Source organism: Escherichia sp. MOD1-EC6819 (genome assembly GCF_002965765.1).
Lineage (GTDB): Bacteria > Pseudomonadota > Gammaproteobacteria > Enterobacterales > Enterobacteriaceae > Escherichia > Escherichia ruysiae.
Genome location: NZ_PTRG01000009.1, coordinates 1 through 26,958, shown reverse-complemented (window position 1 = coordinate 26,958; position 26,958 = coordinate 1). Strand labels below are relative to the sequence as shown.

Sequence of the window (26,958 nt, the reverse complement as noted above, 5' to 3'; positions counted from 1 at the left end):
TACTGTTTTGTTGATTTTTGCTTGTAATTGGCGTTCTGGTCTGATTTTTGTGGAGTAAGTTGATGCGTGATATTCAGATGGTTCTTGAGCGTTGGGGAGCGTGGGCGGCTAATAATCATGAAGATGTGACCTGGTCGTCCATTGCCGCCGGTTTTAAGGGATTAATTCCTTCAAAAGTAAAATCTCGCCCACAATGTTGTGACGATGACGCGATGATCATTTGCGGGTGCATGGCCCGTCTGAAAAAGAACAACAGCGATTTGCATGATTTATTGGTGGGCTATTATGTCGGCGGCATGACTTTTATGGCGCTTGCACGTAAGCATGGGCGATCTGATTGTTGGGTTGGCAGGATGCTCCAGAAAGCTGAGGGCGTAGTGGAGGGTATGCTGATGGTGTTGGATCTCCGATTGGAGATGGATGCTGATTGTTCGAAATAATTAAAGGAAAAGTTGCTGTCTGATTGTCATTAGTCTAACATTTTAAATGTTGGAATCGCAACGTAGTTATTATCATATAACAGCTTGTTTCCTGATTTAGCCAGCCTCCCCAAAGGCTGGTTTTTTTCTAATAAGTATCATTTCGGGTAGGGATTTTATTGTTTAACCCATAATAATTCATTGACATTGAATCCCAACTTTTGAGCGGTTCGCACATAGTCTGCTTTTACTTTATCTGGAATAGTTGAGGTCCTTGCCAGAATCCATAGGTATTCTCTGTTCGGACCACTGACAAGAGCATACTTATACTCATCATCCAGTTTGATTACATTATAGCCACCATAGAAGGGGCCAAAAAACGAAACCTTCAACGCTGCAGTTTTAGTATCTCCAGTAAAGTATGCTTTACCTTCGCTCTCGCTCCATTTATTTTTCGTTGGATCGTATCCACGGTTAAGTACACGAATCCCTCCGTCGTTCCGTTTTCCATAAGTAGCGCTGACCTGTTCCAGACCACGTTCGAACCGGTTCTCGAGGCGAGCTATTTCATACCATTTTCCGAGGTAGCGGTTGGCGTCAAAATTTGTAATCGGCTGCACACCTTTAGGTGGTGTCGGGGCCTTACATGCTATAAGAGTGAAAGAGAGCGCAATGCCAGTCAACACAGGCCATAACTTCATAATAAATCCTGTACTTTTGATAGTTGAGAGTAAGTATGAAAGATAGATGATTACGACCGATCACTTAAAGAACTTTCATACTATATTAGGAATAGTCCATAACAGAAAAATTGTCAGTGATGACGCCAGAAAGGCAATTTATTCCGTGCACTACACAGTTTATGTGTTAATGAATTAGTCAAGGGGGAGGATATGATAAAAAAACCTGTGATTGGAATCAGCGGTTGTTTGGCCGGTTCTGCTGTTCGTTTTGATGGTGGTCACAAAAGAGCTGACTTTTTAATGGACAAATTAGTGGAATGGGTAACATTCAGACCAGTATGTCCGGAAATGGCTATAGGGCTGCCAGTTCCGCGTCCTGCTCTACGTCTTGTGCGCTCGACGCAAGGAAATATACGGATGTGTTTCAGCCACGACCAGAATGAGGATGTGACAGAGAGAATGACAGAGTTTAGTCGTTCTTATATGGACAAATTAAAGGATGTATCGGGGTTTGTGGTTTGTGCTAAATCTCCCAGCTGTGGCATGGAGCGCGTGCGTGTCTATGATGAAAATGGTAATCGAGGTCGTAAAGATGGAGTGGGACTATTTACGAGCACTTTGATGGAAAAGTTTTCCTGGCTACCGGTTGAAGAGGATGGGCGATTACATGATCCAGTGCTTCGTGAGAATTTTGTTGAAAGAGTTTTTGCTTTGCATGAGCTCAATCACCTTTACAAGGAGAAATTATCAAGAAGAGAGTTATTGGCTTTTCATAGTCGTTATAAGCTTCAGTTGTTGGCGCATAGTCAGACAGGCTATAAAGATATGGGACCATTTGTGGCTGCAATACACGAGTGGGCGGATCTTGAATCATACTTTGAGGTGTATCGTGATAAGCTGATGGCGATTCTCAGAAAACCTGCATCACGTAAAAATCACACGAATGTGCTGATGCATATACAGGGGTATTTTAGTAACTACTTAAGTACACGCCAGCGTAAAGAGTTGAGCGAGGTTATACTTAACTATCGTTCTGGCACATTACCTCTTCTTGCGCCGTTGACTCTGCTGAAGCATTATCTGGGTGAGTATCCTAATGATTACTTGCTTACACAGAATTACTTCGATCCCTATCCGGACGAACTGGCTCTAAGACTGATGGTAAATTAATTGTATGCGATATCATCCAAAAGGATGAGTTCCTGCATACAGGATATTTACAATCGTAAAAACTACACTATGATACCCAGAGTGTCAGTTTGTATAAAAACTCTGTTTACGCTGAAGAAACCATTGAGATGCAACTTAAATTTGGTAAACATGCCAGTCAAAATATATGATATTATGATTCCACGCAGCTATATATAATATAACAGATTGGTTTAATAATTTGTCTTTGTGAGTTAAATACATAATTTTATACTTGTGATGCAATGAGATTTTCCTTATTGTTGAACTGGCGAATATTGATTTTCCACCTATACTTACCTGGTGTAACCCCAATGATATCAGGTGGATAATATGCCATACATATGTTCTATCATTTTGGTGTTGAACTCGTTTGATGTCCGAATTGGTAAAGAAGATATTTTGTTTAAAAAAGGAAGTGCTGTTCTCATTGATTACAATTTAAAAGATTTTTTTTCATCAAATATAGATCATGTAATGATCGTAGATGTTGAAGAGAAAACAGTTAATGATTTCTTTAAAAGCAACACACTCTCACCTTTTTCTGTAAGAAGGTTTTATCCGGCATACTTGATGGTGGAATGTGAAGATTTTTCATTGTTAAAGAACTTGATTGCATGCTTGAATTGTGATGGCAGAACTGCGGATTTTGTTAGAAATCAAATATCACTTGCATGTCTTGCTATCTTATCTTCAGAGAAAATAGTGCAAAGTTTTTTATTTGGATGTCTTAATAGTTTAGGAAGTAAAGTTAAGGCTATTATTCACACGGATATATCTGCAACATGGAGACTTTGTGATATATCTTCAAGACTGTATCTGAGTGAAAGTCTGTTAAAAAGAAAATTAAAGCACGAAGGCTTATCATTTAGTAAATTAATTCTTGAAGAGCGAATGGTGATGGCGGAAAGGTTATTAAGCTACAATTTATATTCTGTTGGAAAAGTTGCTGAGATATGCGGTTATGAAAACACGTCATATTTTGTAAGTGTTTTCAGAAGATATTTTGGTGTTCCTCCCCATCAATATTCATCAAGATTTTTTTTAGAAAAAGACATGATGTAACGTGATGCGTTTTAATGATTTTGTAATTTTCGTATTTGATAATTGTATGATGCTTTCAGCTACGCCAGAATAATCGCTGGCGTTTTTCTTTTTGAATAGATGTTCAAGCCTTACGCTAATGTAACTTCTATACCTTTCCTCTTCGTTCCGAACCGTGTACACCATCCGTTATTTGCGGAGGTGAGGCTATGAAATCCATGGATAAGTTAACAACGGGCATTGCCTACGGCACCTCCGCAGGCAGTGCTGGCTACTGGTTTTTACAGCTGCTCGATAAAGTCACGCCCTCACAGTGGGCAGCAATAGGTGTGCTGGGTAGCCTGGTATTTGGCCTGCTGACGTACCTGACAAACCTTTATTTCAAGATTAAAGAAGATAAGCGCAAGGCTGCGAGAGGTGAATAATGCCTCCATCATTACGAAAAGCCGTTGCTGCTGCTATTGGTGGCGGAGCAATTGCTATAGCATCAGTGTTAATCACTGGCCCAAGTGGTAACGATGGTCTGGAAGGTGTCAGCTACATACCATACAAAGATATTGTTGGTGTATGGACTGTATGTCACGGGCATACAGGAAAAGACATCATGCTCGGTAAAACGTATACCAAAGCAGAATGCAAAGCCCTCCTGAATAAAGACCTTGCCACGGTCGCCAGACAAATTAACCCGTACATAAAAGTTGATATACCGGAAACAATGCGCGGCGCTCTTTACTCGTTCGTTTACAACGTGGGCGCTGGCAATTTCAGAACATCGACGCTTCTTCGCAAAATAAACCAGGGCGATATCAAAGGCGCATGTGATCAGCTACGTCGCTGGACATATGCTGGCGGTAAGCAATGGAAAGGTCTCATGACTCGTCGTGAGATTGAGCGTGAAATCTGTTTGTGGGGTCAGCAATGAACAGAGTAACCGCGATTATCTCCGCTCTGGTTATCTGCATCATCGTCTGCCTGTCATTGGCTGTTAATCATTACCGTGATAACGCAATCGCCTACAAAGAGCAGCGCGATAACAAGGCCAGTGAACTGGAGAAGGCGAACGCCACCATCGCTGACATGCGGAAGCGTCAACGTGATGTAGCAGAACTCGACGCAAGATACACAAAGGAGCTTGCTGATGCTAACGCGACTATCGAAAGTCTCCGTGCTGATGTTTCTGCTGGGCGTAAGCGCCTGCAAGTCGCCGCCACCTGTGCAAAGTCAACGACCGGAGCCAGCGGCATGGGCGATGGAGAAAGCCCAGGACTTACAGCAGATGCTGAACTCAATTATTACCGTCTCCGAAGTGGAATCGACAAGATAACCGCGCAGGTTAACTACCTGCAGGAATACATCAGGACGCAATGCCTGAAATAATTTTTTTGCAAATCACAAAGTCCATTTAATGAGCCTCGCGATGCGGGGCTTTTTTTACATCTGAATTTCACAGCGCATCTCACGCGCATATTACATCACCCGAGCCTTTCAGAAAGTTGAGCCTGAGAACTGCCGTATATGGTGGCGACCATCTCGGGGCGGCTTTTCTGTGAGACAGGCTCACTTTCTAAAAGGTAAAGACGCTATGAACCAATTAGAAGAAAAGCTTCAAAGAATGATTTCCTTATACAAGGAAGATAACTGCCAAAAAGTTCCTGAAAACATCGCAGAGTTAATGGAATTGGCAAGTGAATTTTCTGGCATGCTTAAGTCGTCAGGTGTTCGGTCAGCGTTCTTTGTTGAAATGCTGATGCACGGCGGACTTATGGCAACAATGAGACGTGTAATGGAAGACCAGAGAAAAGAACCTCCTCAGGTATACGTTTTGTCATCGAAGAAAACTGGGCTAACCAAAATTGGGTATTCATCCAACATTCCACAACGCATCAAATCGCTTGGCAACTCTGGACCAGACTGCTTGAAGCTTGAGTGCCTGATCCCTGGTGGAAGAGAAACTGAAAACATGCTTCATCGCAAATTTGCCGCAAAGAGAAAGCACGGTGAATGGTTCGCCCTGTCCAAGGATGACATTGAGGGATTGAAATCTGTAGCGATTACTTCTGATGGCTATTAATGCTTGTTTAGAGCAATTTTCATAACAACTCTTCATTACAAAGCCCATTTACGGGTGGGCTTGATAATGAAACCGGAATTTATTCTGGGCCACCAGTTAACGGCAGTACCACGAAACAACCCAAGCCAGTAAGTGGAGAAATAACACCGGCAGCCACTGAAAGATGAACCTCCTGCCTTATGGCAAAAAAGATTCTTTGTGGTGGCGGACTGATGGAAAGACATCGGTTATTGCAGAGGCCATTCAATGAGTGGTCTCGACAATGGCTTATACCCTACACGGGATAACTTAACTGATATCCCTTTTAACGGATAAAGGTATTCAAGCCTGACACATCATGCGCTGTATCGTCGCTGTACTCTTGCATTAATTATGACTGTAGCCTGACGGGGAACTCCTTCTGCGCGAGTGTGCGGGAATAATCAAAAACGATGCACACCGGGGTTACCGGGTACACATATTTCATCATGCCAGCGAGTCCGGTTCTGGCGCGGAAGAAACCGGACGTTATGATTTAGTGCGGAAATATTTGTGTAGTGTTCTGAATGTTCTCAGTAAATAGTAATGAATTATCAAAGGTATAGTAATACCTTTTGTTTTCGTGGATATTTGTAACCCACCGAAAAACTCCTGCTTTAGCAAGGTTTCTTCTGTATTCCTGAAATGTGATCTCTCTGGATTTCAGCTTATTAGAGGTCGTTTCTATAAGATGCCTATCCTTTGAAAATTTGACAGACACAATGTTTTTTAGGCCCTTTAATAACACTGTATTATCATTTTTTAATACAATATGAACATTCTCTGTGGCTAAATAGTAAATGTAATGTGAGACATTGTGACGTTTTAGCTCAGAATAAAACCATTGATAGTTTAAATCGTTTCGAACTTTATCAAATATTTGTTTAAAAATGACTACCTGATCCATAGATAAACCTTCCATGTGATATGAGGGGGCGTAGTCTGCACGATTATCTAAATTGCTTCAATCTGGTCTGACCTGTTTTCTGAGCAATTCAGTAATGTCACTCTTTTCTTTGTTTGCTTCAGGAGAAACTCTTTTTTCTGAGCACAGTCTCCGGCGGCAGGCTTCAATGACCCAGGCTGAGAAATTCCCGGACCCTTTTTGATCAAGAGCGATGTTAATTTGTTCAATCATTTGGTTAGGAAAGCGGATGTTGCGGGTTGTTGTTCTGCGGGTTCTGTTCTTCGTTGACATGAGGTTGCCCTGTATTCAGTGTCGCTGATTTGTATTGTCTGAAGTTGTTTTTACGTTAAGTTGATGCAGATCAATTAATACGATACCTGCGTCATAATTGATTATTTGACGTGGTTTGATGGCGTAGATGCACGTTGTGACATGTAGATGATAATTATTATCATTTTGCGGGTCCTTTCCGGCGATCCGACAGGTTACGGGGCGGCGACCTCGCGGGTTTTCGCTATTTATGAAAATTTTCCGGTTTAAGGCGTTTCCGTTCTTCTTCGTCGTAACTTAATGTTTTTATTTAAAATACCCCCTGAAAAGAAAGGAAACGACAGGTGCTGAAAACGAACTTTTGGGCCTCTGTCGTTTCCTTTCTCTGTTTTTGTCCGTGGAATGAACAATGGAAGTCAACAAAAAGCAGCTGGCTGACATTTTCGGTGCGAGCATCCGTACCATTCAGAACTGGCAGGAGCAGGGAATGCCCGTTCTGCGAGGTGGCGGGAAGGGTAATGAGGTGCTTTATGACTCTGCCGCCGTCATAAAATGGTATGCCGAAAGGGATGCTGAAATTGAGAACGAAAAGCTGCGCCGGGAGGTTGAAGAACTGCGGCAGGCCAGCGAGACAGATCTGCAGCCAGGGACTATTGAGTACGAACGCCATCGACTTACGCGTGCGCAGGCCGACGCACAGGAGCTGAAAAATGCCAGAGACTCCGCTGAAGTGGTGGAAACCGCATTCTGTACTTTCGTGCTGTCGCGGATCGCAGGTGAAATTGCCAGTATTCTCGACGGGATCCCCCTGTCGGTGCAGCGGCGTTTTCCGGAACTGGAAAACCGACATGTTGATTTCCTGAAACGGGATATCATCAAAGCCATGAACAAAGCAGCCGCGCTGGATGAACTGATACCGGGGTTGCTGAGTGAATATATCGAACAGTCAGGTTAACAGGCTGCGGCATTTTGTCCGCGCCGGGCTTCGCTCACTGTTCCGGCCGGAGCCACAGACCGCCGTTGAATGGGCGGATGCCAATTACTATCTCCCGAAAGAATCCGCATACCAGGAAGGGCGCTGGGAAACACTGCCCTTTCAGCGGGCCATCATGAATGCGATGGGCAGCGACTACATCCGTGAGGTGAATGTGGTGAAGTCTGCCCGTGTTGGTTATTCCAAAATGCTGCTGGGTGTTTATGCCTACTTCATAGAGCATAAGCAGCGCAACACCCTTATCTGGTTGCCGACGGATGGTGATGCCGAGAACTTTATGAAAACCCACGTTGAGCCGACCATCCGCGATATTCCGTCGCTGCTGGCGCTGGCCCCGTGGTATGGCAAAAAGCACCGGGATAACACGCTCACCATGAAGCGTTTCACCAATGGGCGTGGCTTCTGGTGCCTGGGCGGTAAAGCGGCAAAAAACTACCGTGAAAAGTCGGTGGATGTGGCGGGTTATGATGAACTTGCTGCTTTTGATGATGATATTGAACAGGAAGGCTCTCCGACGTTCCTGGGTGACAAGCGTATTGAAGGCTCGGTCTGGCCAAAGTCCATCCGTGGCTCCACGCCCAAAGTGAGAGGCACCTGCCAGATTGAGCGTGCAGCCAGTGAATCCCCGCATTTTATGCGTTTTCATGTTGCCTGCCCGCACTGCGGGGAGGAGCAGTACCTTAAATTTGGCGATAAAGAGACGCCGTTTGGCCTCAAATGGACGCCGGATGATCCCTCCAGCGTGTTTTATCTCTGCGAGCATAATGCCTGCGTCATCCGCCAGCAGGAGCTGGACTTTACTGATGCCCGTTATATCTGCGAAAAGACCGGGATCTGGACCCGTGATGGCATTCTCTGGTTTTCGTCATCCGGTGAAGAGATTGAGCCGCCGGACAGTGTGACCTTTCACATCTGGACGGCGTACAGCCCGTTCACCACCTGGGTGCAGATTGTCAAAGACTGGATGAAAACGAAAGGGGATACGGGAAAACGTAAAACCTTCGTGAACACCACGCTCGGTGAGACGTGGGAAGCGAAAATCGGCGAACGTCCGGATGCTGAAGTGATGGCAGAGCGGAAAGAGCATTATTCAGCGCCCGTTCCTGACCGTGTGGCTTACCTGACTGCCGGTATCGATTCCCAGCTGGATCGCTACGAAATGCGCGTATGGGGATGGGGGCCGGGTGAGGAAAGCTGGCTGATTGACCGGCAGATTATTATGGGCCGCCACGACGATGAACAGACGCTGCTGCGTGTGGATGAGGCCATCAATAAAACCTATACACGCCGGAATGGTGCAGAAATGTCGATATCCCGTATCTGCTGGGATATTGGGGGCATTGACCCGACCATTGTGTATGAACGCTCGAAAAAGCATGGGCTGTTCCGGGTGATCTCCATTAAAGGGGCATCCGTCTACGGTAAGCCGGTGGCCAGCATGCCACGTAAGCGAAACAAAAACGGGGTTTACCTTACCGAAATCGGTACGGATACCGCGAAAGAGCAGATTTATAACCGCTTCACACTGACGCCGGAAGGGGATGAACCGCTTCCCGGTGCCGTTCACTTCCCGAATAACCCGGATATTTTTGATCTGACCGAAGCGCAGCAGCTGACTGCTGAAGAGCAGGTCGAAAAATGGGTGGATGGCAGGAAAAAAATACTGTGGGACAGCAAAAAGCGACGCAATGAGGCACTCGACTGCTTCGTTTATGCGCTGGCGGCGCTGCGCATCAGTATTTCCCGCTGGCAGCTGGATCTCAGCGCACTGCTGGCGAGCCTGCAGGAAGAGGATGGTGCTGCAACCAACAAGAAAACACTGGCAGATTACGCCCGTGCCTTATCCGGAGAGGATGAATGACGCAACAGGAAGAACTTGCCGCTGCCCGTGCGGCACTGCATGACCTGATGACAGGTAAACGGGTGGCAACAGTACAGAAAGACGGACGGCGAGTGGAGTTTACGGCCACTTCCGTGTCTGACCTGAAAAAATACATTGCGGAGCTGGAAGTGCAGACCGGCATGACACAGCGACGCAGGGGACCTGCAGGATTTTATGTATGAAAACGCCCACCATTCCCACCCTTCTGGGGCCGGACGGCATGACATCGCTGCGTGAATATGCCGGTTATCACGGCGGTGGCAGCGGATTTGGTGGGCAGTTGCGGGCGTGGAACCCACCGAGTGAAAGTGTGGATGCAGCCCTGCTGCCCAACTTTACCCGTGGCAATGCCCGCGCAGACGATCTGGTACGCAATAACGGCTATGCCGCCAACGCCATCCAGCTGCATCAGGATCATATCGTCGGGTCTTTTTTCCGGCTCAGTCATCGCCCAAGCTGGCGCTATCTGGGCATCGGGGAGGAAGAAGCCCGTGCCTTTTCCCGCGAGGTTGAAGCGGCATGGAAAGAGTTTGCCGAGGATGACTGCTGCTGCATTGACGTTGAGCGAAAACGCACGTTTACCATGATGATTCGGGAAGGTGTGGCCATGCACGCCTTTAACGGTGAACTGTTCGTTCAGGCCACCTGGGATACCAGTCCGTCGCGGCTTTTCCGGACACAGTTCCGGATGGTCAGCCCGAAGCGCATCAGCAACCCGAACAATACCGGCGACAGCCGGAACTGCCGTGCCGGTGTGCAGATTAATGACAGCGGTGCGGCGCTGGGATATTACGTCAGCGAGGACGGCTATCCTGGCTGGATGCCGCAGAAATGGACATGGATACCCCGTGAGTTACCCGGCGGGCGCGCCTCGTTCATTCACGTTTTTGAACCCGTGGAGGACGGGCAGACTCGCGGTGCAAATGTGTTTTACAGCGTGATGGAGCAGATGAAGATGCTCGACACGCTGCAGAACACGCAGCTGCAGAGCGCCATTGTGAAGGCGATGTATGCCGCCACCATTGAAAGTGAGCTGGATACGCAGTCAGCGATGGATTTTATTCTGGGCGCGAACAGTCAGGAGCAGCGGGAAAGGCTGACCGGCTGGATTGGTGAAATTGCCGCGTATTACGCCGCAGCACCGGTCCGGCTGGGAGGCGCAAAAGTGCCGCACCTGATGCCGGGTGACTCACTGAACCTGCAGACGGCTCAGGACACGGATAACGGCTACTCCGTGTTTGAGCAGTCACTGCTGCGGTATATCGCTGCCGGCCTGGGTGTCTCATATGAGCAGCTTTCCCGGAATTACGCCCAGATGAGCTACTCCACGGCACGGGCCAGCGCGAACGAGTCGTGGGCGCACTTTATGGGACGGCGAAAATTCGTCGCATCCCGTCAGGCGAGCCAGATGTTTCTGTGCTGGCTGGAAGAGGCCATCGTTCGCCGCGTGGTGACGTTACCTTCAAAAGCGCGCTTCAGTTTTCAGGAAGCCCGAAGTGCCTGGGGGAACTGTGACTGGATAGGCTCCGGTCGTATGGCCATCGATGGTCTGAAAGAAGTTCAGGAAGCGGTGATGCTGATAGAAGCCGGACTGAGCACCTACGAGAAAGAGTGCGCGAAACGCGGTGACGACTATCAGGAAATTTTTGCCCAGCAGGTCCGTGAAACGATGGAGCGCCGCGCGGCTGGTCTTAAACCGCCCGCCTGGGCGGCTGCAGCATTTGAATCCGGGCTGCGACAATCAACAGAGGAGGAGAAGAGTGACAGCAGAGCTGCGTAATCTCCCGCATATTGCCAGTATGGCCTTTAATGAGCCGCTGATGCTTGAACCCGCTTATGCGCGGGTTTTCTTTTGTGCGCTTGCAGGCCAGCTTGGGATCAGCCGCCTGACGGATGCGGTGTCCGGCGACAGCCTGACTGCCCAGGAGGCACTCGCGACGCTGGCATTATCCGGTGATGATGACGGACCACGACAGGCCCGCAGTTATCAGGTCATGAACGGCATCGCCGTGCTGCCGGTGTCCGGCACGCTGGTCAGCCGGACGCGGGCGCTGCAGCCGTATTCGGGGATGACCGGTTACAACGGCATTATCGCCCGTCTGCAACAGGCTGCCAGCGACCCGATGGTGGACGGCATTCTGCTCGATATGGACACGCCAGGCGGAATGGTGGCGGGAGCATTTGACTGCGCTGACATCATTGCCCGTGTGCGTGACATAAAACCGGTATGGGCGCTGGCCAACGATATGAACTGCAGTGCAGGTCAGCTGCTTGCCAGTGCCGCCTCCCGGCGTCTGGTCACGCAGACCGCCCGGACAGGCTCCATCGGCGTCATGATGGCTCACAGTAATTACGGTGCTGCGCTGGAGAAACAGGGTGTGGAAATCACGCTGATTTACAGCGGCAGCCATAAGGTGGATGGCAACCCCTACAGCCATCTTCCGGATGACGTCCGGGAGACACTGCAGTCCCGGATGGATGCAACCCGCCGGATGTTTGCGCAGAAGGTGTCGGCATATACCGGCCTGTCTGTGCAGGCTGTGCTGGATACAGAGGCTGCAGTGTACAGCGGTCAGGAGGCCATTGATGCCGGACTGGCTGATGAACTTGTCAACAGCACCGATGCGATCACCGTTATGCGTGATGCACTGGATGCACGTAAATCCCGTCTCTCAGGAGGGCGAATGACCAAAGAGACTCAATCAACAACTGTTTCAGCCACCGCTTCGCAGGCTGACGTTACTGACGTGGTGCCAGCTACGGAGGGCGAAAACGCCAGCGCGGCGCAGCCGGACGTGAACGCGCAGATCACCGCAGCGGTTGCGGCAGAAAACAGCCGCATTATGGGGATCCTCAACTGTGAGGAGGCTCACGGACGCGAAGAACAGGCGCGCGTTCTGGCAGAAACCCCCGGAATGACCGTGGAAACGGCCCGCCGCATTCTGGCCGCAGCACCACAGAGTGCACAGGCGCGCAGTGACACTGCGCTGGATCGTCTGATGCAGGGTGCACCGGCACCGCTGGCTGCAGGTAACCTGGCATCTGATACCAATAAAGAATTACTTAATACACCTGAAGCTTTACCGGTATAAGAGGCAGTTATGGCGTCAAAAGAAGAGTTTAACCATTACCAGCCGCTGGGTAACAGTGATCCGGCTCATACAGCAATTGCGCCTGGCGGATTGAGTGCGAAAACGCCTGCAATGACCCCGCTGATGCTGGATGGCACTACCCGTAAGCTGGTTGTGTGGGATGGCACCACCGACGGTGCAGCCGTTGGCATTCTGGCGGTTGCTGCTGACCAGACCAGCACCACACTGACGTTCTACAAGTCCGGCTCGTTCCGTTATGAGGATGTGCTCTGGCCGGAGGCTGCCAGCGACGAGACTAAAAAACGGACCGCGTTTGCCGGAACGGCAATCAGCATCGTTTAATCTTCCCCTTCATCAACAAAGGCCGCCTGTGCGGCTTTTTTTATGGAAATAATTTATGTCTGTATATACAACTGCAGAATTACTGGCATCGACCCAGCATCACTTTAAGTTCGATCCGCTGTTTCTGCGTCTCTTTTTCCGTGAAACCTATCCTTTCACCACGGAAAAAGTCTATCTCTCACAAATTCCGGGACTGGTAAACATGGCGCTGTACGTTTCGCCGATTGTTTCCGGTGAGGTTATCCGATCCCGTGGCGGCTCCACCTCTGAATTTACGCCGGGTTATGTCAAGCCGAAGCATGAGGTGAATCCGCAGATGACCCTGCGTCGCCTGCCGGATGAAGATCCGCAGAACCTGGCTGACCCGGCTTACCGTCGTCGCCGTATTATTCGGCAGAATATGCTGGATGAAAATCTGGCGATTGCCCAGGTCGAAGAGATGCAGGCAGTTTCTGCCGTGCTTAAGGGCAAATACACCATGACCGGTGAAGCCTTCGATCCGGTTGAGGTGGATATGGGCCGCAGTGCGGCGAATAACATCACGCAGTCCGGCGGCACGGAGTGGAGCAAGCGTGACAAGTCCACGTATGACCCGACCGACGATATCGAAGCCTACGCGCTGAACGCCAGCGGTGTGGTGAATATCATCGTGTTTGATCCGAAAGGCTGGGCGCTGTTCCGTTCCTTCAAGGCCGTCAAGGAGAAGCTGGATACCCGTCGCGGCTCTCATTCCGAGCTGGAGACAGCGGTAAAAGACCTGGGCAAAGCGGTGTCTTATAAGGGAATGTATGGCGATGTGGCCATCGTCGTGTATTCCGGACAGTACGTGGAAAACGGCGTCAAAAAGAACTTCCTGCCGGACAACACGATGGTGCTGGGGAACACTCAGGCACGCGGTCTGCGCACCTATGGTTGCATTCAGGATGCGGACGCACAGCGCGAAGGCATTAACGCCTCTGCCCGTTACCCGAAAAACTGGGTGACCACCGGCGACCCGGCGCGTGAGTTCACCATGATTCAGTCAGCACCGCTGATGCTGCTGGCTGACCCTGATGAGTTCGTGTCCGTACAACTGGCGTAATCATGGCCCTTCGGGGCCATTTTCTCTCTGTGGAGGAGTCCATGACGAAAGATGAACTGATTGCCCGTCTCCGCTCGCTGGGTGAACAACTGAACCGTGATATCAGCCTGACGGGGACGAAAGAAGAACTGGCGCTCCGTGTGGCAGAGCTGGAAGAAGAGCTTGATGACACGGGCGACACTGCCGGTCAGGATACCCCTCTCAGCCCGGAAAATGTGCTGACCGGACATGAAAATGAGGTTGTATCAGCGCAGCCGGATACCGTGACTGATACGGCTGATCTGGTCACGGTTGTGGCACTGGTGACGCTGCATACTGATGCACTTCACGCCACGCGGGATGAGGCTGTGGCATTTGTGCTGCCGGGAACGGCGTTTCGTGTCTCTGCCGGTGTGGCAGCCGAAATGACAGAGCGCGGCCTGGCCAGAATGCAATAACGGGAGGCGCTGTGGCTGATTTCGATAACCTGTTCGATGCTGCCATTGCCCGCGCCGATGAAACGATACGCGGGTACATGGGAACGTCAGCCACCATGACATCCGGTGAGCAGTCCGGCGCAGTAATACGTGGTGTTTTTGATGACCCTGAAAATATCAGCTATGCCGGACAGGGCGTGCGCGTTGAAGGCTCCAGCCCGTCCCTGTTTGTCCGGACTGATGAGGTGCGGCAGCTGCGGCGTGGAGACACGCTGACCATCGGTGAGGAAAATTTCTGGGTAGATCGGGTTTCGCCGGATGATGGCGGAAGTTGTCATCTCTGGCTTGGACGGGGCGTACCGCCTGCCGTTAACCGTCGCCGCTGAAAGGGGGATGTATGGCCATAAAAGGTCTTGAGCAGGCCGTTGAAAACCTCAGCCGTATCAGCAAAACGGCGGTGCCTGGTGCCGCCGCAATGGCCATTAACCGCGTTGCTTCATCCGCGATATCGCAGTCTGCGTCACAGGTTGCCCGTGAGACAAAGGTACGCCGGAAACTGGTAAAGGAAAGGGCCAGGCTGAAAAGGGCCACGGTCAAAAATCCGCAGGCCAGAATCAAAGTTAACCGGGGGGATTTGCCCGTAATCAGGCTGGGTAATGCGCGGGTTGTCCTGTCCCGCCGCAGGCGTCGTAAAAAGGGGCAGCGTTCATCCCTGAAAGGTGGCGGCAGCGTGCTTGTGGTGGGTAACCGTCGTATTCCCGGCGCGTTTATTCAGCAACTGAAAAATGGCCGGTGGCATGTTATGCAGCGTGTGGCCGGGAAAAACCGTTACCCCATTGATGTGGTGAAAATCCCGATGGCGGTGCCGCTGACCACGGCGTTTAAACAGAATATTGAACGGATACGGCGTGAACGTCTTCCGAAAGAGCTGGGCTATGCGCTGCAGCATCAACTGAGAATGGTAATAAAGCGATGAAACATACTGAACTCCGTGCAGCCGTACTGGATGCACTGGAGAAGCATGACACCGGGGCGACGCTTTTTGATGGTCGCCCCGCTGTTTTTGATGAGGAAGATTTTCCGGCAATTGCCGTTTATCTCACCGGCGCTGAATACACGGGCGAAGAGCTGGACAGCGATACCTGGCAGGCGGAGCTGCATATTGAAGTTTTCCTGCCTGCTCAGGTGCCGGATTCAGAGCTGGATTCGTGGATGGAGTCCCGGATTTATCCGGTGATGAGCGATATCCCGGCACTGTCAGATTTGATCACCAGTATGGTGGCCAGTGGCTATGACTACCGGCGCGACGATGATGCGGGCCTGTGGAGTTCAGCCGATCTGACTTATGTCATTACCTATGAAATGTGAGGACGATATGCCTGTACCAAATCCAGCAATACCGGTGAAAGGTGCCGGAACCACCCTGTGGGTTTATAACGGGAGCGGCGACCCTTATGCAAACCCGCTTTCAGACGTTGACTGGTCGCGTCTGGCTAAAGTTAAAGACCTGACGCCCGGCGAACTGACCGCTGAGTCCTATGACGACAGCTATCTCGATGATGAAGATGCAGACTGGACTGCGACCGGACAGGGGCAGAAATCTGCCGGAGATACCAGCTTCACGCTGGCGTGGATGCCCGGAGAGCAGGGGCAGCAGGCGCTGCTGGCGTGGTTTAATGAAGGCGATACCCGTGCCTATAAAATCCGCTTCCCGAACGGCACGGTCGATGTGTTCCGTGGCTGGGTCAGCAGTATCGGTAAGGCGGTGACGGCGAAGGAAGTGATCACCCGCACGGTGAAAGTCACCAATGTGGGACGTCCGTCGATGGCAGAAGATCGCAGCACGGTAACAGCGGCAACCGGCATGACCGTGACGCCTGCCAGCACCTCGGTGGTGAAAGGGCAGAGCACCACGCTGACCGTGGCATTCCAGCCGGAAGGCGCAACCGACAAGAGCTTCCGTGCGGTGTCTGCGGATAAAACAAAAGCCACCGTGTCGGTCAGTGGTATGACCATCACCGTGAAAGGTGTTGCTGCAGGCAAGGTCAACATTCTGGTCGTATCCGGTAATGGTGAACTTGCTGCGGTTGCAGAAATCAACGTCACCGCCAGTTAATCCGGAGAGTCAGCGATGTTCCTGAAAACCGAATCATTTGAACATAACGGTGTGACCGTCACGCTTTCTGAACTGTCAGCCCTGCAGCGTATTGAGCATCTCGCCCTGATGAAACGACAGGCAGAACAGGCGGAGTCAGACAGCAACCGGAAGTTTACTGTGGAAGACGCCATCAGAACCGGCGCTTTTGTGGTGGCGATGTCCCTGTGGCATAACCATCCGCAGAAGACAAAGCTGCCTTCCATGAATGAAGCCGTTAAACAGATTGAGCAGGAAGTGCTTACCACCTGGCCCACGGAGGCAATTTCTCATGCTGAAAACGTGGTGTACCGGCTGTCCGGTATGTATGAGTTTGTGGTGAATGATGCTCCTGAACAGGCAGATGACGCCGGGCCTGCAGAGCCTGTTTCTGCGGGAAAGTGTTCGACGGTGAGCTGAGTTTTGCCCTGAAACTGGCGCGTGAGATGGGGCGACCCGACTGGCGTGCCATGCTTGCCGGGATGTCATCCACGGAGTATGCCGACTGGCACCGCTTTTACAGTACCCATTATTTTCATGATGTTCTGCTGGATATGCACTTTTCCGGGCTGACATATACCGTGCTCAGCCTGTTTTTCAGCGATCCGGATATGCATCCGCTGGATTTCAGTCTGCTTAACCGGCGTGAGGCTGACGAAGAGCCTGAAGATGATGTGCTGATGCAGAAAGCGGTAGGGCTTGCCGGAGGCGTTCGTTTTGGCCCGGACGGGAAAGAAGTTATCCCCGCTTCCCCGGATGTAGCGGACATGACGGAGGATGACGTAATGCTGATGACAGTATCAGAAGGGATCGCAGGAGGAGTCCGGTATGGCTGAACCGGTAGGCGATCTGGTCGTTGATTTAAGTCTGGATGCGGCCAGATTTGACGAGCAGATGGCCAGAGTCAGGCGTCATTTTTCCGGTACGGAAAGTGATGCGAAAAAAACAGCGGCAGTCGTTGAACAGTCGATGAACCGGCAGGCGCTGGCTGCACAGAAAGCGGGGATTTCCGTCGGGCAGTATAAAGCCGCCATGCGTATGCTGCCTGCACAGTTCACCGACGTGGCCACGCAGCTTGCAGGCGGGCAAAGTCCGTGGCTGATCCTGCTGCAACAGGGGGGTCAGGTGAAGGACTCCTTCGGCGGGATGATCCCCATGTTCCGGGGGCTTGCCGGTGCGATCACCCTGCCGATGGTCGGGGCCACCTCGCTGGCGGTGGCGACCGGTGCGCTGGCGTATGCCTGGTATCAGGGCAACTCAACCCTGTCCGATTTCAACAAAACGCTGGTCCTTTCCGGCAATCAGTCGGGGCTGACGGCAGATCGTATGCTGGTCCTGTCCAGAGCCGGGCAGGCGGCAGGGCTGACGTTTAACCAGACCAGCGAGTCACTCAGCGCACTGGTTAAGGCGGGGGTAAGCGGTGAGGCTCAGATTGCGTCCATCAGCCAGAGTGTGGCGCGTTTCTCTTCTGCATCCGGCGTGGAGGTGGACAAGGTCGCTGAAGCCTTCGGGAAGCTGACCACTGACCCGACGTCGGGGCTGACGGCGATGGCGCGCCAGTTCCATAACGTGACGGCGGAGCAGATTGCGTATGTTGCTCAGTTGCAGCGTTCCGGCGATGAAGCCGGGGCATTGCAGGCGGCGAACGAGGCCGCAACGAAAGGGTTTGATGACCAGACCCGACGCCTGAAAGAGAACATGGGCACGCTGGAAACCTGGGCAGACAGGACAGCACGGGCATTCAAATCCATGTGGGATGCGGTGCTGGATATTGGTCGTCCTGATACCGCTCAGGAGATGCTGATTAAGGCAGAGGCTGCGTTTAAGAAAGCGGACGACATCTGGAATCTGCGCAAGGATGATTATTTTGTTAACGATGAAGCGCGGGCGCGTTACTGGGATGACCGTGAAAAGGCCCGTCTTGCGCTTAAAGCCGCCCGAAAGAAGGCTGAACAGCAGAGTCAACAGGACAAAAATGCGCAGCAGCAGAGCGATACCGAAGCGTCACGGCTGAAATATACCGAAGAGGCGCAGAAGGCTTACGAACGGCTGCAGACACCGCTGGAGAAATATACCGCCCGTCAGGAAGAACTGAACAAGGCACTGAAAGACGGGAAAATCCTGCAGGCAGATTACAACACGCTGATGGCGGCGGCGAAAAAGGATTATGAAGCGACGCTGAAAAAGCCGAAACAGTCCGGCGTGAAGGTGTCTGCGGGCGATCGTCAGGAAGACAGTGCTCATGCTGCCCTGCTGACGCTTCAGGCAGAACTCCGGACGCTGGAGAAGCATGCCGGAGCGAATGAGAAAATCAGCCAGCAGCGCCGGGATTTGTGGAAGGCGGAAAATCAGTTCGCGGTACTGGAGGAGGCGGCACAACGTCGCCAGCTATCCGCACAGGAGAAATCCCTGCTGGCGCATAAAGATGAGACGCTGGAGTACAAACGCCAGCTGGCTGTACTTGGCGATAAGGTCACGTATCAGGAGCACCTGAATGCGCTGGCGCAGCAGGCGGATAAGTTCGCACAGCAACAACGGGCAAAACGGGCAGCCATTGAGGCGAAAAACCGGGGGCTTACTGACCGGCAGGCAGCGCGGGAAGCCACAGAACAGCGCCTGAAGGAACAGTATGGCGATAATTCGCTGGCGCTGAATAACGTCATGTCAGAGCAGAAAAAGACCTGGGCGGCTGAAGACCAGCTTCGCGGGAGCTGGATGGCAGGCCTCAAGTCCGGCTGGAGTGAGTGGGAAGAGAGCGCCACGGACAGTATGTCGCAGGTTAAAAGTGCAGCCACGCAGACCTTTGATGGTATTGCGCAGAATATGGCGGCGATGCTGACCGGCAGTGAACAGAACTGGCGCAGCTTCACCCGCTCCGTGCTGTCCATGATGACAGAAATTCTGCTTAAGCAGGCAATGGTGGGGATTGTCGGGAGTATCGGCAGCGCCATTGGCGGGGCTGTTGGTGGCGGCGCATCAGCGTCAGGCGGTACAGCCATTCAGGCAGCTGCGGCGAAATTCCATTTTGCGACCGGAGGATTTACGGGAACCGGCGGCAAATATGAGCCAGCGGGGATTGTTCACCGTGGTGAATTTGTCTTCACTAAGGAGGCAACCAGCCGGATTGGCGTGGGGAATCTCTACCGGCTGATGCGCGGCTATGCCACCGGCGGTTATGTCGGTACACCGGGCAGCATGGCGGACAGCCGCTCGCAGGCGTCCGGGAAGTTTGAGCAGAATAACCATGTGGTGATTAACAACGACGGCACGAACGGTCAGATAGGGCCACAGGCGCTGAAGGCGGTTTATGACGTAGCCCGTAAGGCGGCAATGGATGTTGTGACCGGGCAGATGCGCGATGGTGGTCTGTTCTCCGGAGGTGGACGATGAAAACCTTCCGCTGGAAAGTGAAACCCGGTATGGATGTGGCTTCGGCCCCTTCCGTAAGAAAGGTGCGCTTTGGTGATGGCTATTCTCAGCGAGCGCCTGCCGGGCTGAATGCCGACCTGAAAACGTACAGCGTGACGCTTTCTGTTCCCCGTTGGGAGGCCACGGCGCTTGAGTCGTTTCTGGCTGAGCACGGGGGCTGGAAATCCTTTCTGTGGACGCCGCCTTATGAGTGGCGGCAGATAAAGGTGACCTGCGCAAAATGGTCGTCGCGGGTCAGTATGCTGCGTGTTGAGTTCAGCGCAGAGTTTGAACAGGTGGTGAACTGATGCAGGATATCCGGCAGGAAACACTGAATGAATGCACCCGTGCGGAGCAGTCGGCCAGCGTGGTGCTCTGGGAAATCGATCTGACAGAGGTCGGTGGAGAACGTTATTTTTTCTGTAATGAGCAGAACGAAAAAGGTGAGCCGGTCACCTGGCAGGGGCGACAGTATCAGCCGTATCCCATTCAGGGGAGCGGTTTTGAACTGAATGGCAAAGGCACCAGTACGCGCCCCACGCTGACGGTCTCTAACCTGCACGGCATGGTCACCGGTATGGCGGAAGACCTGCAGAGTCTGGTCGGCGGAACGGTGGTCCGGCGTAAGGTTTACGCCCGTTTTCTGGATGCGGTGAACTTCGTTAACGGAAACAGCGACGCCGATCCGGAGCAGGAGGTGATCAGCCGCTGGCGCATCGAACAGTGCAGCGAACTGAGCGCGGTGAGTGCCTCTTTTGTACTGTCCACGCCGACTGAAACGGATGGTGCTGTTTTTCCGGGGCGCATCATGCTGGCTAATACCTGCACCTGGACCTATCGCGGTGATGAGTGCGGTTATCACGGTCCGGCTGTCGCGGATGAATATGACCAGCCGACGTCCGATATCACGAAGGATAAATGCAGCAAATGCCTGAGTGGCTGTAAGTTTCGCAATAACGTCGGCAACTTTGGCGGCTTCCTTTCCATTAACAAACTTTCGCAGTAAATCCCATGACAGAGACAGAATCAGCGATTCTGGCGCACGCCCGACGATGTGCGCCAGCGGAGTCGTGCGGCTTCGTGGTGAGAACGCCGGAGGGGGAAAGATATTTTCCCTGCGTGAATATCTCCGGTGAGCCGGAGGAGTATTTCCGGATGTCGCCGGAGGACTGGCTGCAGGCAGAGATGCAGGGTGAGATTGTGGCGCTGGTCCACAGCCATCCCGGTGGTCTGCCCTGGCTGAGTGAAGCCGACCGGCGGCTGCAGGTGCAGAGTGATTTACCGTGGTGGCTGGTCTGCCGCGGGGAGATTCATAAATTCCGCTGTGTGCCGTATCTCATCGGGCGGCGCTTTGAGCACGGGGTGACGGACTGTTACACGCTGTTCCGGGACGCTTACCATCTGGCGGGGATTGAGATGCCGGATTTTCACCGCGAGGATGACTGGTGGCGTCACGGTCAGAATCTCTATCTGGATAATCTGGAGGCCACAGGGCTGTATCAGGTGCCGTTGTCAGCGGCGCAGCCGGGCGATGTGCTGCTGTGCTGTTTTGGTTCATCGGTGCCGAATCATGCCGCCATTTACTGCGGCGACGGCGAGCTGTTGCACCATATTCCTGAACAACTGAGCAAACGAGAGAGGTATACCGACAAATGGCAGCGACGCACACACTCCCTCTGGCGTCACCGGGCATGGCACGCATCTGCCTTTACGGGGATTTACAACGATTTGGCCGCCGCATCGACCTTCGTGTGAAAACGGGGGCTGAAGCCATCCGCGCACTGGCCACACAGCTCCCGGTGTTTCGTCAGAAACTGAGCGACGGCTGGTATCAGGTACGGATTGCCGGGCGGGACGTCAGCACGTCCGGGTTAACGGCGCAGTTACATGAGACTCTGCCTGATGGCGCTGTGATTCATATTGTTCCCAGAGTCGCAGGGGCCAAGTCAGGTGGCGTATTCCAGATTGTCCTGGGGGCTGCCGCCATTGCCGGATCATTCTTTACCGCCGGAGCCACCCTTGCAGCATGGGGGGCAGCCATTGGGGCCGGTGGTATGACCGGCATCTTGTTTTCTCTCGGTGCCAGTATGGTGCTCGGTGGTGTGGCGCAGATGCTGGCACCGAAAGCCAGAACTCCCCGTACACAGACAACGGATAACGGCAAACAGAACACCTATTTCTCCTCACTGGATAACATGGTTGCCCTGGGCAATGTTCTGCCGGTTCTGTACGGTGAAATGAGCGTGGGGTCACGCGTGGTTTCTCAGGAGATCAGCACGGCAGACGAAGGGGATGGTGGTCAGATTGTGGTGATTGGTCGCTGATGCAAAATGTTTTATGTGAAACCGCCTCCGGGCGGTTTTATCGTTTATGGAGCATGACGAATGGGTAAAGGCAGCAGTAAGGGGCATATCCCGCGCGAAGCGAAGGACAACCTGAAGTCCACGCAGCTGCTGAGTGTGATCGATGCCATCAGCGAAGGGCCGGTTGAAGGTCCGGTGGATGGATTAAAAAGCGTGCTGCTGAACAGTACGCCGGTGCTGGACAGTGAGGGGAATACCAATATATCCGGCGTCACGGTGGTGTTCCGGGCCGGTGAGCAGGAGCAGACACCGCCGGAGGGATTTGAATCCTCCGGCTCCGAGACGGTGCTCGGTACAGAAGTGAAATATGACACGCCGATCACCCGGACCATCACGTCGGCAAACATTGACCGTCTGCGTTTTACTTTCGGCGTGCAGGCACTGGTGGAAACCACCTCAAAGGGGGACAGGAATCCATCGGAAGTCCGCCTGCTGGTTCAGATACAACGTAACGGTGGCTGGGTGACGGAAAAAGACATCACCATTAAGGGTAAAACCACTTCACAGTATCTGGCCTCGGTGGTGGTGGATAACCTGCCGCCGCGCCCGTTCAGTATCCGGATGCGCAGGATGACGCCGGACAGCACCACAGACCAGCTGCAGAACAAAACGCTCTGGTCGTCATACACCGAAATTATCGATGTGAAACAGTGCTACCCGAACACGGCACTGGTCGGCGTGCAGGTGGACTCGGAGCAGTTCGGCAGTCAGCAGGTGAGCCGTAATTATCATCTGCGCGGGCGTATTCTGCAGGTGCCGTCGAATTATAACCCGCAGACGCGGCAATACAGCGGTATCTGGGACGGAACGTTTAAACCGGCATACAGCAACAACATGGCCTGGTGTCTGTGGGATATGCTGACCCATCCGCGCTACGGCATGGGGAAACGTCTTGGTGCGGCGGATGTGGATAAATGGGCGCTGTATGTCATCGGCCAGTACTGCGACCAGTCAGTGCCGGACGGCTTTGGCGGCACGGAGCCGCGCATCACCTGTAATGCGTACCTGACCACACAGCGCAAGGCGTGGGATGTGCTCAGTGATTTCTGCTCGGCGATGCGCTGTATGCCGGTATGGAACGGGCAGACGCTGACGTTCGTGCAGGACCGACCATCAGATAAGGTGTGGACCTATAACCGCAGTAATGTGGTGATGCCGGATGATGGCGCGCCGTTCCGCTACAGCTTCAGCGCCCTGAAGGACCGCCATAATGCCGTTGAGGTGAACTGGATTGACCCGAACAACGGCTGGGAGACGGCGACAGAGCTCGTGGAGGATACGCAGGCCGTTGCCCGTTACGGCCGTAACGTCACGAAGATGGATGCCTTTGGCTGTACCAGTCGGGGGCAGGCACACCGCGCCGGGCTGTGGCTGATTAAAACGGAGCTGCTGGAAACGCAGACCGTGGACTTCAGCGTGGGTGCTGAAGGGCTTCGCCATGTACCGGGGGATGTCATTGAAATCTGCGATGATGACTATGCCGGTATCAGCATCGGTGGGCGTGTGCTGGCGGTGAACAGCCAGACCCGGACGCTGACGCTCGACCGTGAAATCACGCTGCCATCCTCCGGCACCACGCTGATAAGCCTGGTTGACGGGCAGGGGAATCCGGTCAGCGTGGAGGTCCAGTCCGTCACCGACGGTGTGAAGGTGAAAGTGAGCCGTGTTCCTGACGGCGTTGCCGGATACAGCGTGTGGGGGCTGAAGCTGCCGATGCTGCGCCAGCGCCTGTTCCGCTGTGTGAGTATCCGTGAGAACGATGACGGCACGTATGCCATCACTGCCGTGCAGCATGTACCGGAGAAAGAAGCCATCGTGGATAACGGGGCGTACTTTGACGGCGACCAGAGCGGAACGGTGAACGGTGTCACGCCGCCCGCGGTGCAGCACCTGACTGCAGAAGTCACCGCAGACAGCGGGGAATACCAGGTGCTGGCGCGCTGGGACACGCCGAAGGTGGTGAAGGGGGGGAGCTTTATGCTTCGCCTGACCGTGGCAGCGGATGACGGCAGTGAGCGGCTGGTCAGCACGGCCAGGACGACGGAAACCACATACCGCTTCAGGCAACTGGCGCTGGGGAACTACAGGCTGACAGTCCGGGCGGTAAATGCGTGGGGGCAGCAGGGGGATCCGGCGTCGGTATCGTTCCGGATTGCCGCACCGGCAGCGCCATCGCGGATTGAGCTGACGCCGGGCTATTTTCAGATAACCGCAACGCCGCATCTTGCCGTTTATGATCCGACGGTACAGTTTGAGTTCTGGTTCTCGGAAAAGCGGATTGCGGATATCAGGCAGGTTGAAGCCAGCGCGCGTTATCTTGGTACGGCGCTGTACTGGATAGCCGCTAGTATCAATATCAAACCGGGCCATGATTATTATTTTTACATTCGCAGTGTGAACACCGTTGGCAAATCGGCATTTGTGGAGGCTGTTGGCCAGCCGAGTGATGATGCATCCGGCTATCTGGATTTTTTCAAAGGAGAGATAGGGAAAACCCATCTGGCTCAGGAGTTGTGGACGCAGATTGATAACGGTCAGCTTGCGCCTGACCTGGCTGAAATCAGGACGTCCATTACGGATGTCAGCAATGAAATCACGCAGACCGTCAATAAGAAACTGGAAGACCAGAGTGCAGCGATCCAGCAGATACAGAAGGTTCAGGTTGATACAAATAATAACCTGAACAGCATGTGGGCTGTGAAGCTGCAGCAGATGCAGGACGGACGCCTTTATATCGCGGGTATTGGTGCCGGTATTGAGAATACCCCTGACGGTATGCAGAGTCAGGTGCTGCTGGCGGCGGACAGGATTGCGATGATTAATCCTGCGAATGGCAATACAAAGCCGATGTTTGTTGGTCAGGGCGATCAGATATTTATGAATGAAGTGTTCCTGAAATATCTGACGGCTCCCACCATTACCAGCGGCGGTAATCCTCCGGCATTTTCCCTGACACCGGACGGGCGGCTGACGGCGAAAAATGCGGATATCAGCGGTAACGTGAACGCGAACTCCGGGACGCTCAACAATGTCACGATTAATCAGAACTGCCGGATTCTGGGAAAACTGTCAGCCAACCAGATTGAAGGCGATATTGTTAAAACGGTGGGAAAAGCCTTTCCGAGAAATAGCAGTTATGCCAGCGGTACAATAACGGTCACGGTGTACGATGACCAGGCTTTTGACCGTCAGATAGTAATCCCCCCCGTTCTGTTTCGCGGTGGTAAGCATGAAAACTTCAACAGCAACAACCAACAGTCATACTGGTATTCAACCTGTAAGCTGCAGGTGCTGAAGAACGGACAGGAAATCTTTCAGCAACCCGCGACGGATGTCAGCAGGGTATTTTCATCAGTCATTGATATGCCTGCCGGACACGGCCATGTCACCCTGACTTTCAATGTTTCTTCATATGGTGCAAATAACTGGACGCCAACGACCAGTATCAGCGACCTTCTTGTTGTCGTGATGAAGAAATCAACAGCCGGCATCAGTATCAGTTGAATTTTAAAACCCAAATTCGGGCACCAGAAATGGTGCCTTTTTTATTTGTGGAGTGAATATGGCAGTACAGATTTCAGGTGTGCTGAAAGACGGTGCAGGAAAACCGATACAGAACTGCACCATTCAGCTCAAAGCAAAACGTAACAGCACCACAGTTGTGGTGAACACGGTGGCCTCAGAAAATCCGGATGAAGCCGGACGTTACAGCATGGATGTTGAGTATGGCCAGTACAGCGTCGCCCTGCTGGTTGAAGGTTTTCCGCCTTCACATGCCGGGACCATCACCGTGTATGAGGATTCTAAGCCGGGGACATTGAATGATTTTCTGGGCGCTGCAACAGAAGATGATGTTCGTCCGGAGGCACTGTATCGTTTTGAAAAGATGGTGGAAGAGGCGGCACGCAACGCTGAAGCCGCCTCTCAGAGCGCAGCGGCAGCAAAGAAATCAGAAACAGCAGCGGCATCGTCCAGGAACGCGGCGAAAACATCAGAGACGAATGCAGGTAACAGCGCGAAAGCGGCAGCTTCTTCAAAAACAGCCGCACAAAATGCAGCAACAGCGGCAGAACATTCAGAGACAAATGCCCGTGCGTCAGAGGAAGCCTCCGCAGACAGTGAAGAGGCTTCCCGCCGTAATGCAGAGTCAGCCGCTGAAAATGCCGGAATCGCCACCACAAAAGCGCGGGAGGCCGCAGCAGACGCAACAAAGGCCGGGCAGAAAAAGGATGAGGCTCTGTCGGCAGCGACACGAGCAGAAAAGGCGGCAGACCGCGCAGAAGCCGCAGCGGAAGTGACTGCAGAGCCCTATGCGAATATAGTGCCGCCGCTGCCTGATGTATGGATACCGTTTAACGATACACTGGATATGATTACGGGGTTTTCGCCATCATATAAAAAGATTGTTATTGGTGACGATGAAATAACAATGCCAGGCGACAAGATTGTTAAGTTTAAACGTGCTTCAACAGCAACGTATATTAATAAGTCCGGCCAACTCAAGCTTGCTGAAGTTGATGAACCGCGATTTGAGCGCGATGGCTTATTGATTGAAGGACAGAGGACAAATTATCTGAGGAACTCAAATAAACCAGACTCATGGACTGTTCATTCCGCACTGAATAAAACATTTGGCACTGATAAAC

General features: G+C 52.5%; 31 protein-coding genes. 28 read left to right on the top strand and 3 right to left on the bottom strand.

The features are described 5' to 3' along the window. The first annotated feature begins 62 nt into the window (after positions 1-62). Positions 63-440: an antiterminator Q family protein gene (locus tag A7Z06_RS13925; RefSeq protein WP_105279466.1), complete on the top strand. Its 378-nt coding sequence runs from the start codon at positions 63-65 to the stop codon at positions 438-440. A 155-nt stretch (positions 441-595) separates the two neighbouring features. On the opposite strand, the gene A7Z06_RS13920 is transcribed toward A7Z06_RS13925, so the two are convergent. Continuing rightward, positions 596-1,120, bottom strand: coding sequence for a lipocalin family protein (locus A7Z06_RS13920; protein ID WP_000780582.1), 525 nt, complete (start codon positions 1,118-1,120; stop codon positions 596-598). 192 nt (positions 1,121-1,312) lie between these two features. Here A7Z06_RS13920 and A7Z06_RS13915 point away from each other — a divergent pair, with 192 nt between their 5' ends. The 6 genes from A7Z06_RS13915 (at position 1,313) to A7Z06_RS13885 (ending at position 5,405) form a co-directional block, all read left to right on the top strand. Then, positions 1,313-2,272, top strand: coding sequence for a YbgA family protein (locus tag A7Z06_RS13915; protein ID WP_000592547.1), 960 nt, complete (start codon positions 1,313-1,315; stop codon positions 2,270-2,272). A 351-nt stretch (positions 2,273-2,623) separates the two neighbouring features. Beyond that, the gene (locus A7Z06_RS13905) at positions 2,624-3,355 is read left to right on the top strand and encodes a helix-turn-helix domain-containing protein (protein ID WP_123058181.1); all 732 of its coding nucleotides are present in this window, start codon (positions 2,624-2,626) and stop codon (positions 3,353-3,355) included. Between the two features lie 188 nt (positions 3,356-3,543). Further along, a complete protein-coding gene (gene essD / locus A7Z06_RS13900; protein WP_000839582.1) occupies positions 3,544-3,759 on the top strand; it encodes a phage lysis protein EssD in 216 nt (71 codons plus the stop codon). After that, positions 3,759-4,256, top strand: coding sequence for a lysozyme RrrD (rrrD, locus tag A7Z06_RS13895; protein ID WP_001135277.1), 498 nt, complete (start codon positions 3,759-3,761; stop codon positions 4,254-4,256). The genes essD and rrrD overlap by 1 nt, the downstream gene beginning before the upstream one ends. Next, a complete protein-coding gene (locus A7Z06_RS13890) occupies positions 4,253-4,711 on the top strand; it encodes a lysis protein (protein ID WP_001082731.1) in 459 nt (152 codons plus the stop codon). Before rrrD ends, A7Z06_RS13890 begins: the two co-directional genes overlap by 4 nt. Positions 4,712-4,916: 205 nt before the next feature. Next, positions 4,917-5,405 (top strand): GIY-YIG nuclease family protein, encoded by a 489-nt coding sequence (locus tag A7Z06_RS13885; protein ID WP_016245257.1) that lies wholly within the window; start codon positions 4,917-4,919, stop codon positions 5,403-5,405. Between the two features lie 514 nt (positions 5,406-5,919). Here the strand turns inward: A7Z06_RS13885 and A7Z06_RS13875 are convergent. Together A7Z06_RS13875 and A7Z06_RS13870 are read right to left on the bottom strand one after the other, a co-directional pair. Then, the gene (locus A7Z06_RS13875; protein ID WP_010345251.1) at positions 5,920-6,330 is read right to left on the bottom strand and encodes a DUF1398 domain-containing protein; all 411 of its coding nucleotides are present in this window, start codon (positions 6,328-6,330) and stop codon (positions 5,920-5,922) included. A 57-nt stretch (positions 6,331-6,387) separates the two neighbouring features. Next, entirely contained in the window at positions 6,388-6,621 is a 234-nt protein-coding gene (locus A7Z06_RS13870) for a YlcI/YnfO family protein (RefSeq protein ID WP_001309326.1), read from the bottom strand. A 388-nt stretch (positions 6,622-7,009) separates the two neighbouring features. Between A7Z06_RS13870 and A7Z06_RS13860 the strand changes: the two genes are divergently transcribed. The 21 genes from A7Z06_RS13860 to A7Z06_RS13760 form a co-directional block, all read left to right on the top strand. After that, positions 7,010-7,555, top strand: coding sequence for a DNA-packaging protein (locus A7Z06_RS13860; protein ID WP_000453587.1), 546 nt, complete (start codon positions 7,010-7,012; stop codon positions 7,553-7,555). Continuing rightward, positions 7,530-9,455 (top strand): phage terminase large subunit family protein, encoded by a 1,926-nt coding sequence (locus A7Z06_RS13855; RefSeq protein WP_105279464.1) that lies wholly within the window; start codon positions 7,530-7,532, stop codon positions 9,453-9,455. Before A7Z06_RS13860 ends, A7Z06_RS13855 begins: the two co-directional genes overlap by 26 nt. Then, positions 9,452-9,658 (top strand): phage head-tail joining protein, encoded by a 207-nt coding sequence (locus A7Z06_RS13850; RefSeq protein ID WP_000193669.1) that lies wholly within the window; start codon positions 9,452-9,454, stop codon positions 9,656-9,658. Before A7Z06_RS13855 ends, A7Z06_RS13850 begins: the two co-directional genes overlap by 4 nt. Continuing rightward, on the top strand, positions 9,655-11,256 hold the full coding sequence (locus A7Z06_RS13845) for a phage portal protein (protein ID WP_001552789.1): 1,602 nt from the start codon (positions 9,655-9,657) through the stop codon (positions 11,254-11,256). Before A7Z06_RS13850 ends, A7Z06_RS13845 begins: the two co-directional genes overlap by 4 nt. Further along, on the top strand, positions 11,237-12,568 hold the full coding sequence (locus A7Z06_RS13840; protein ID WP_001516225.1) for a S49 family peptidase: 1,332 nt from the start codon (positions 11,237-11,239) through the stop codon (positions 12,566-12,568). Before A7Z06_RS13845 ends, A7Z06_RS13840 begins: the two co-directional genes overlap by 20 nt. A 9-nt stretch (positions 12,569-12,577) precedes the next feature. Further along, entirely contained in the window at positions 12,578-12,910 is a 333-nt protein-coding gene (locus tag A7Z06_RS13835) for a head decoration protein (protein ID WP_000146971.1), read from the top strand. Between the two features lie 55 nt (positions 12,911-12,965). Then, on the top strand, positions 12,966-13,991 hold the full coding sequence (locus A7Z06_RS13830) for a major capsid protein (RefSeq protein ID WP_000118191.1): 1,026 nt from the start codon (positions 12,966-12,968) through the stop codon (positions 13,989-13,991). Positions 13,992-14,032: 41 nt separating this feature from the next. Further along, positions 14,033-14,428 carry a DNA-packaging protein FI gene (locus tag A7Z06_RS13825; RefSeq protein WP_000158882.1) on the top strand — a complete coding sequence of 132 codons (396 nt, stop codon included), beginning with the start codon at positions 14,033-14,035 and terminating at the stop codon, positions 14,426-14,428. A gap of 11 nt (positions 14,429-14,439) precedes the next feature. Further along, positions 14,440-14,793, top strand: coding sequence for a head-tail joining protein (locus tag A7Z06_RS13820; RefSeq protein ID WP_000753007.1), 354 nt, complete (start codon positions 14,440-14,442; stop codon positions 14,791-14,793). An 11-nt stretch (positions 14,794-14,804) separates the two neighbouring features. Then, on the top strand, positions 14,805-15,383 hold the full coding sequence (locus A7Z06_RS13815) for a phage tail protein (RefSeq protein ID WP_000975075.1): 579 nt from the start codon (positions 14,805-14,807) through the stop codon (positions 15,381-15,383). Then, a complete protein-coding gene (locus A7Z06_RS13810; RefSeq protein ID WP_000683145.1) occupies positions 15,380-15,775 on the top strand; it encodes a phage minor tail U family protein in 396 nt (131 codons plus the stop codon). The genes A7Z06_RS13815 and A7Z06_RS13810 overlap by 4 nt, the downstream gene beginning before the upstream one ends. Positions 15,776-15,782: 7 nt before the next feature. Next, on the top strand, positions 15,783-16,523 hold the full coding sequence (locus A7Z06_RS13805; protein ID WP_024165097.1) for a phage tail protein: 741 nt from the start codon (positions 15,783-15,785) through the stop codon (positions 16,521-16,523). Between the two features lie 15 nt (positions 16,524-16,538). Continuing rightward, entirely contained in the window at positions 16,539-16,961 is a 423-nt protein-coding gene (gene gpG, locus A7Z06_RS13800; RefSeq protein ID WP_000479163.1) for a phage tail assembly chaperone G, read from the top strand. After that, positions 16,943-17,377: a phage tail assembly protein T gene (locus A7Z06_RS13795; RefSeq protein ID WP_000459470.1), complete on the top strand. Its 435-nt coding sequence runs from the start codon at positions 16,943-16,945 to the stop codon at positions 17,375-17,377. The genes gpG and A7Z06_RS13795 overlap by 19 nt, the downstream gene beginning before the upstream one ends. Then, positions 17,370-19,931, top strand: a complete 2,562-nt coding sequence (locus A7Z06_RS13790) for a phage tail tape measure protein (RefSeq protein ID WP_000840308.1) — start codon at positions 17,370-17,372, stop codon at positions 19,929-19,931. Before A7Z06_RS13795 ends, A7Z06_RS13790 begins: the two co-directional genes overlap by 8 nt. Beyond that, positions 19,928-20,257 carry a phage tail protein gene (locus A7Z06_RS13785; RefSeq protein ID WP_000847332.1) on the top strand — a complete coding sequence of 110 codons (330 nt, stop codon included), beginning with the start codon at positions 19,928-19,930 and terminating at the stop codon, positions 20,255-20,257. Before A7Z06_RS13790 ends, A7Z06_RS13785 begins: the two co-directional genes overlap by 4 nt. Continuing rightward, the gene (locus A7Z06_RS13780) at positions 20,257-20,955 is read left to right on the top strand and encodes a phage minor tail protein L (RefSeq protein ID WP_001152574.1); all 699 of its coding nucleotides are present in this window, start codon (positions 20,257-20,259) and stop codon (positions 20,953-20,955) included. Before A7Z06_RS13785 ends, A7Z06_RS13780 begins: the two co-directional genes overlap by 1 nt. 5 nt (positions 20,956-20,960) lie before the next feature. Beyond that, positions 20,961-21,704 carry a C40 family peptidase gene (locus A7Z06_RS13775; protein ID WP_105276269.1) on the top strand — a complete coding sequence of 248 codons (744 nt, stop codon included), beginning with the start codon at positions 20,961-20,963 and terminating at the stop codon, positions 21,702-21,704. Beyond that, a complete protein-coding gene (locus tag A7Z06_RS13770; protein WP_000847703.1) occupies positions 21,701-22,273 on the top strand; it encodes a tail assembly protein in 573 nt (190 codons plus the stop codon). The genes A7Z06_RS13775 and A7Z06_RS13770 overlap by 4 nt, the downstream gene beginning before the upstream one ends. Positions 22,274-22,333: 60 nt before the next feature. Continuing rightward, the gene (gpJ, locus tag A7Z06_RS13765; protein WP_105279463.1) at positions 22,334-25,816 is read left to right on the top strand and encodes a phage attachment tail tip protein J; all 3,483 of its coding nucleotides are present in this window, start codon (positions 22,334-22,336) and stop codon (positions 25,814-25,816) included. A 58-nt stretch (positions 25,817-25,874) separates the two neighbouring features. Then, a partial coding sequence (locus tag A7Z06_RS13760) for a prophage tail fiber N-terminal domain-containing protein (protein WP_198599654.1) occupies positions 25,875-26,958 on the top strand: 1,084 nt, incomplete at its 3' end.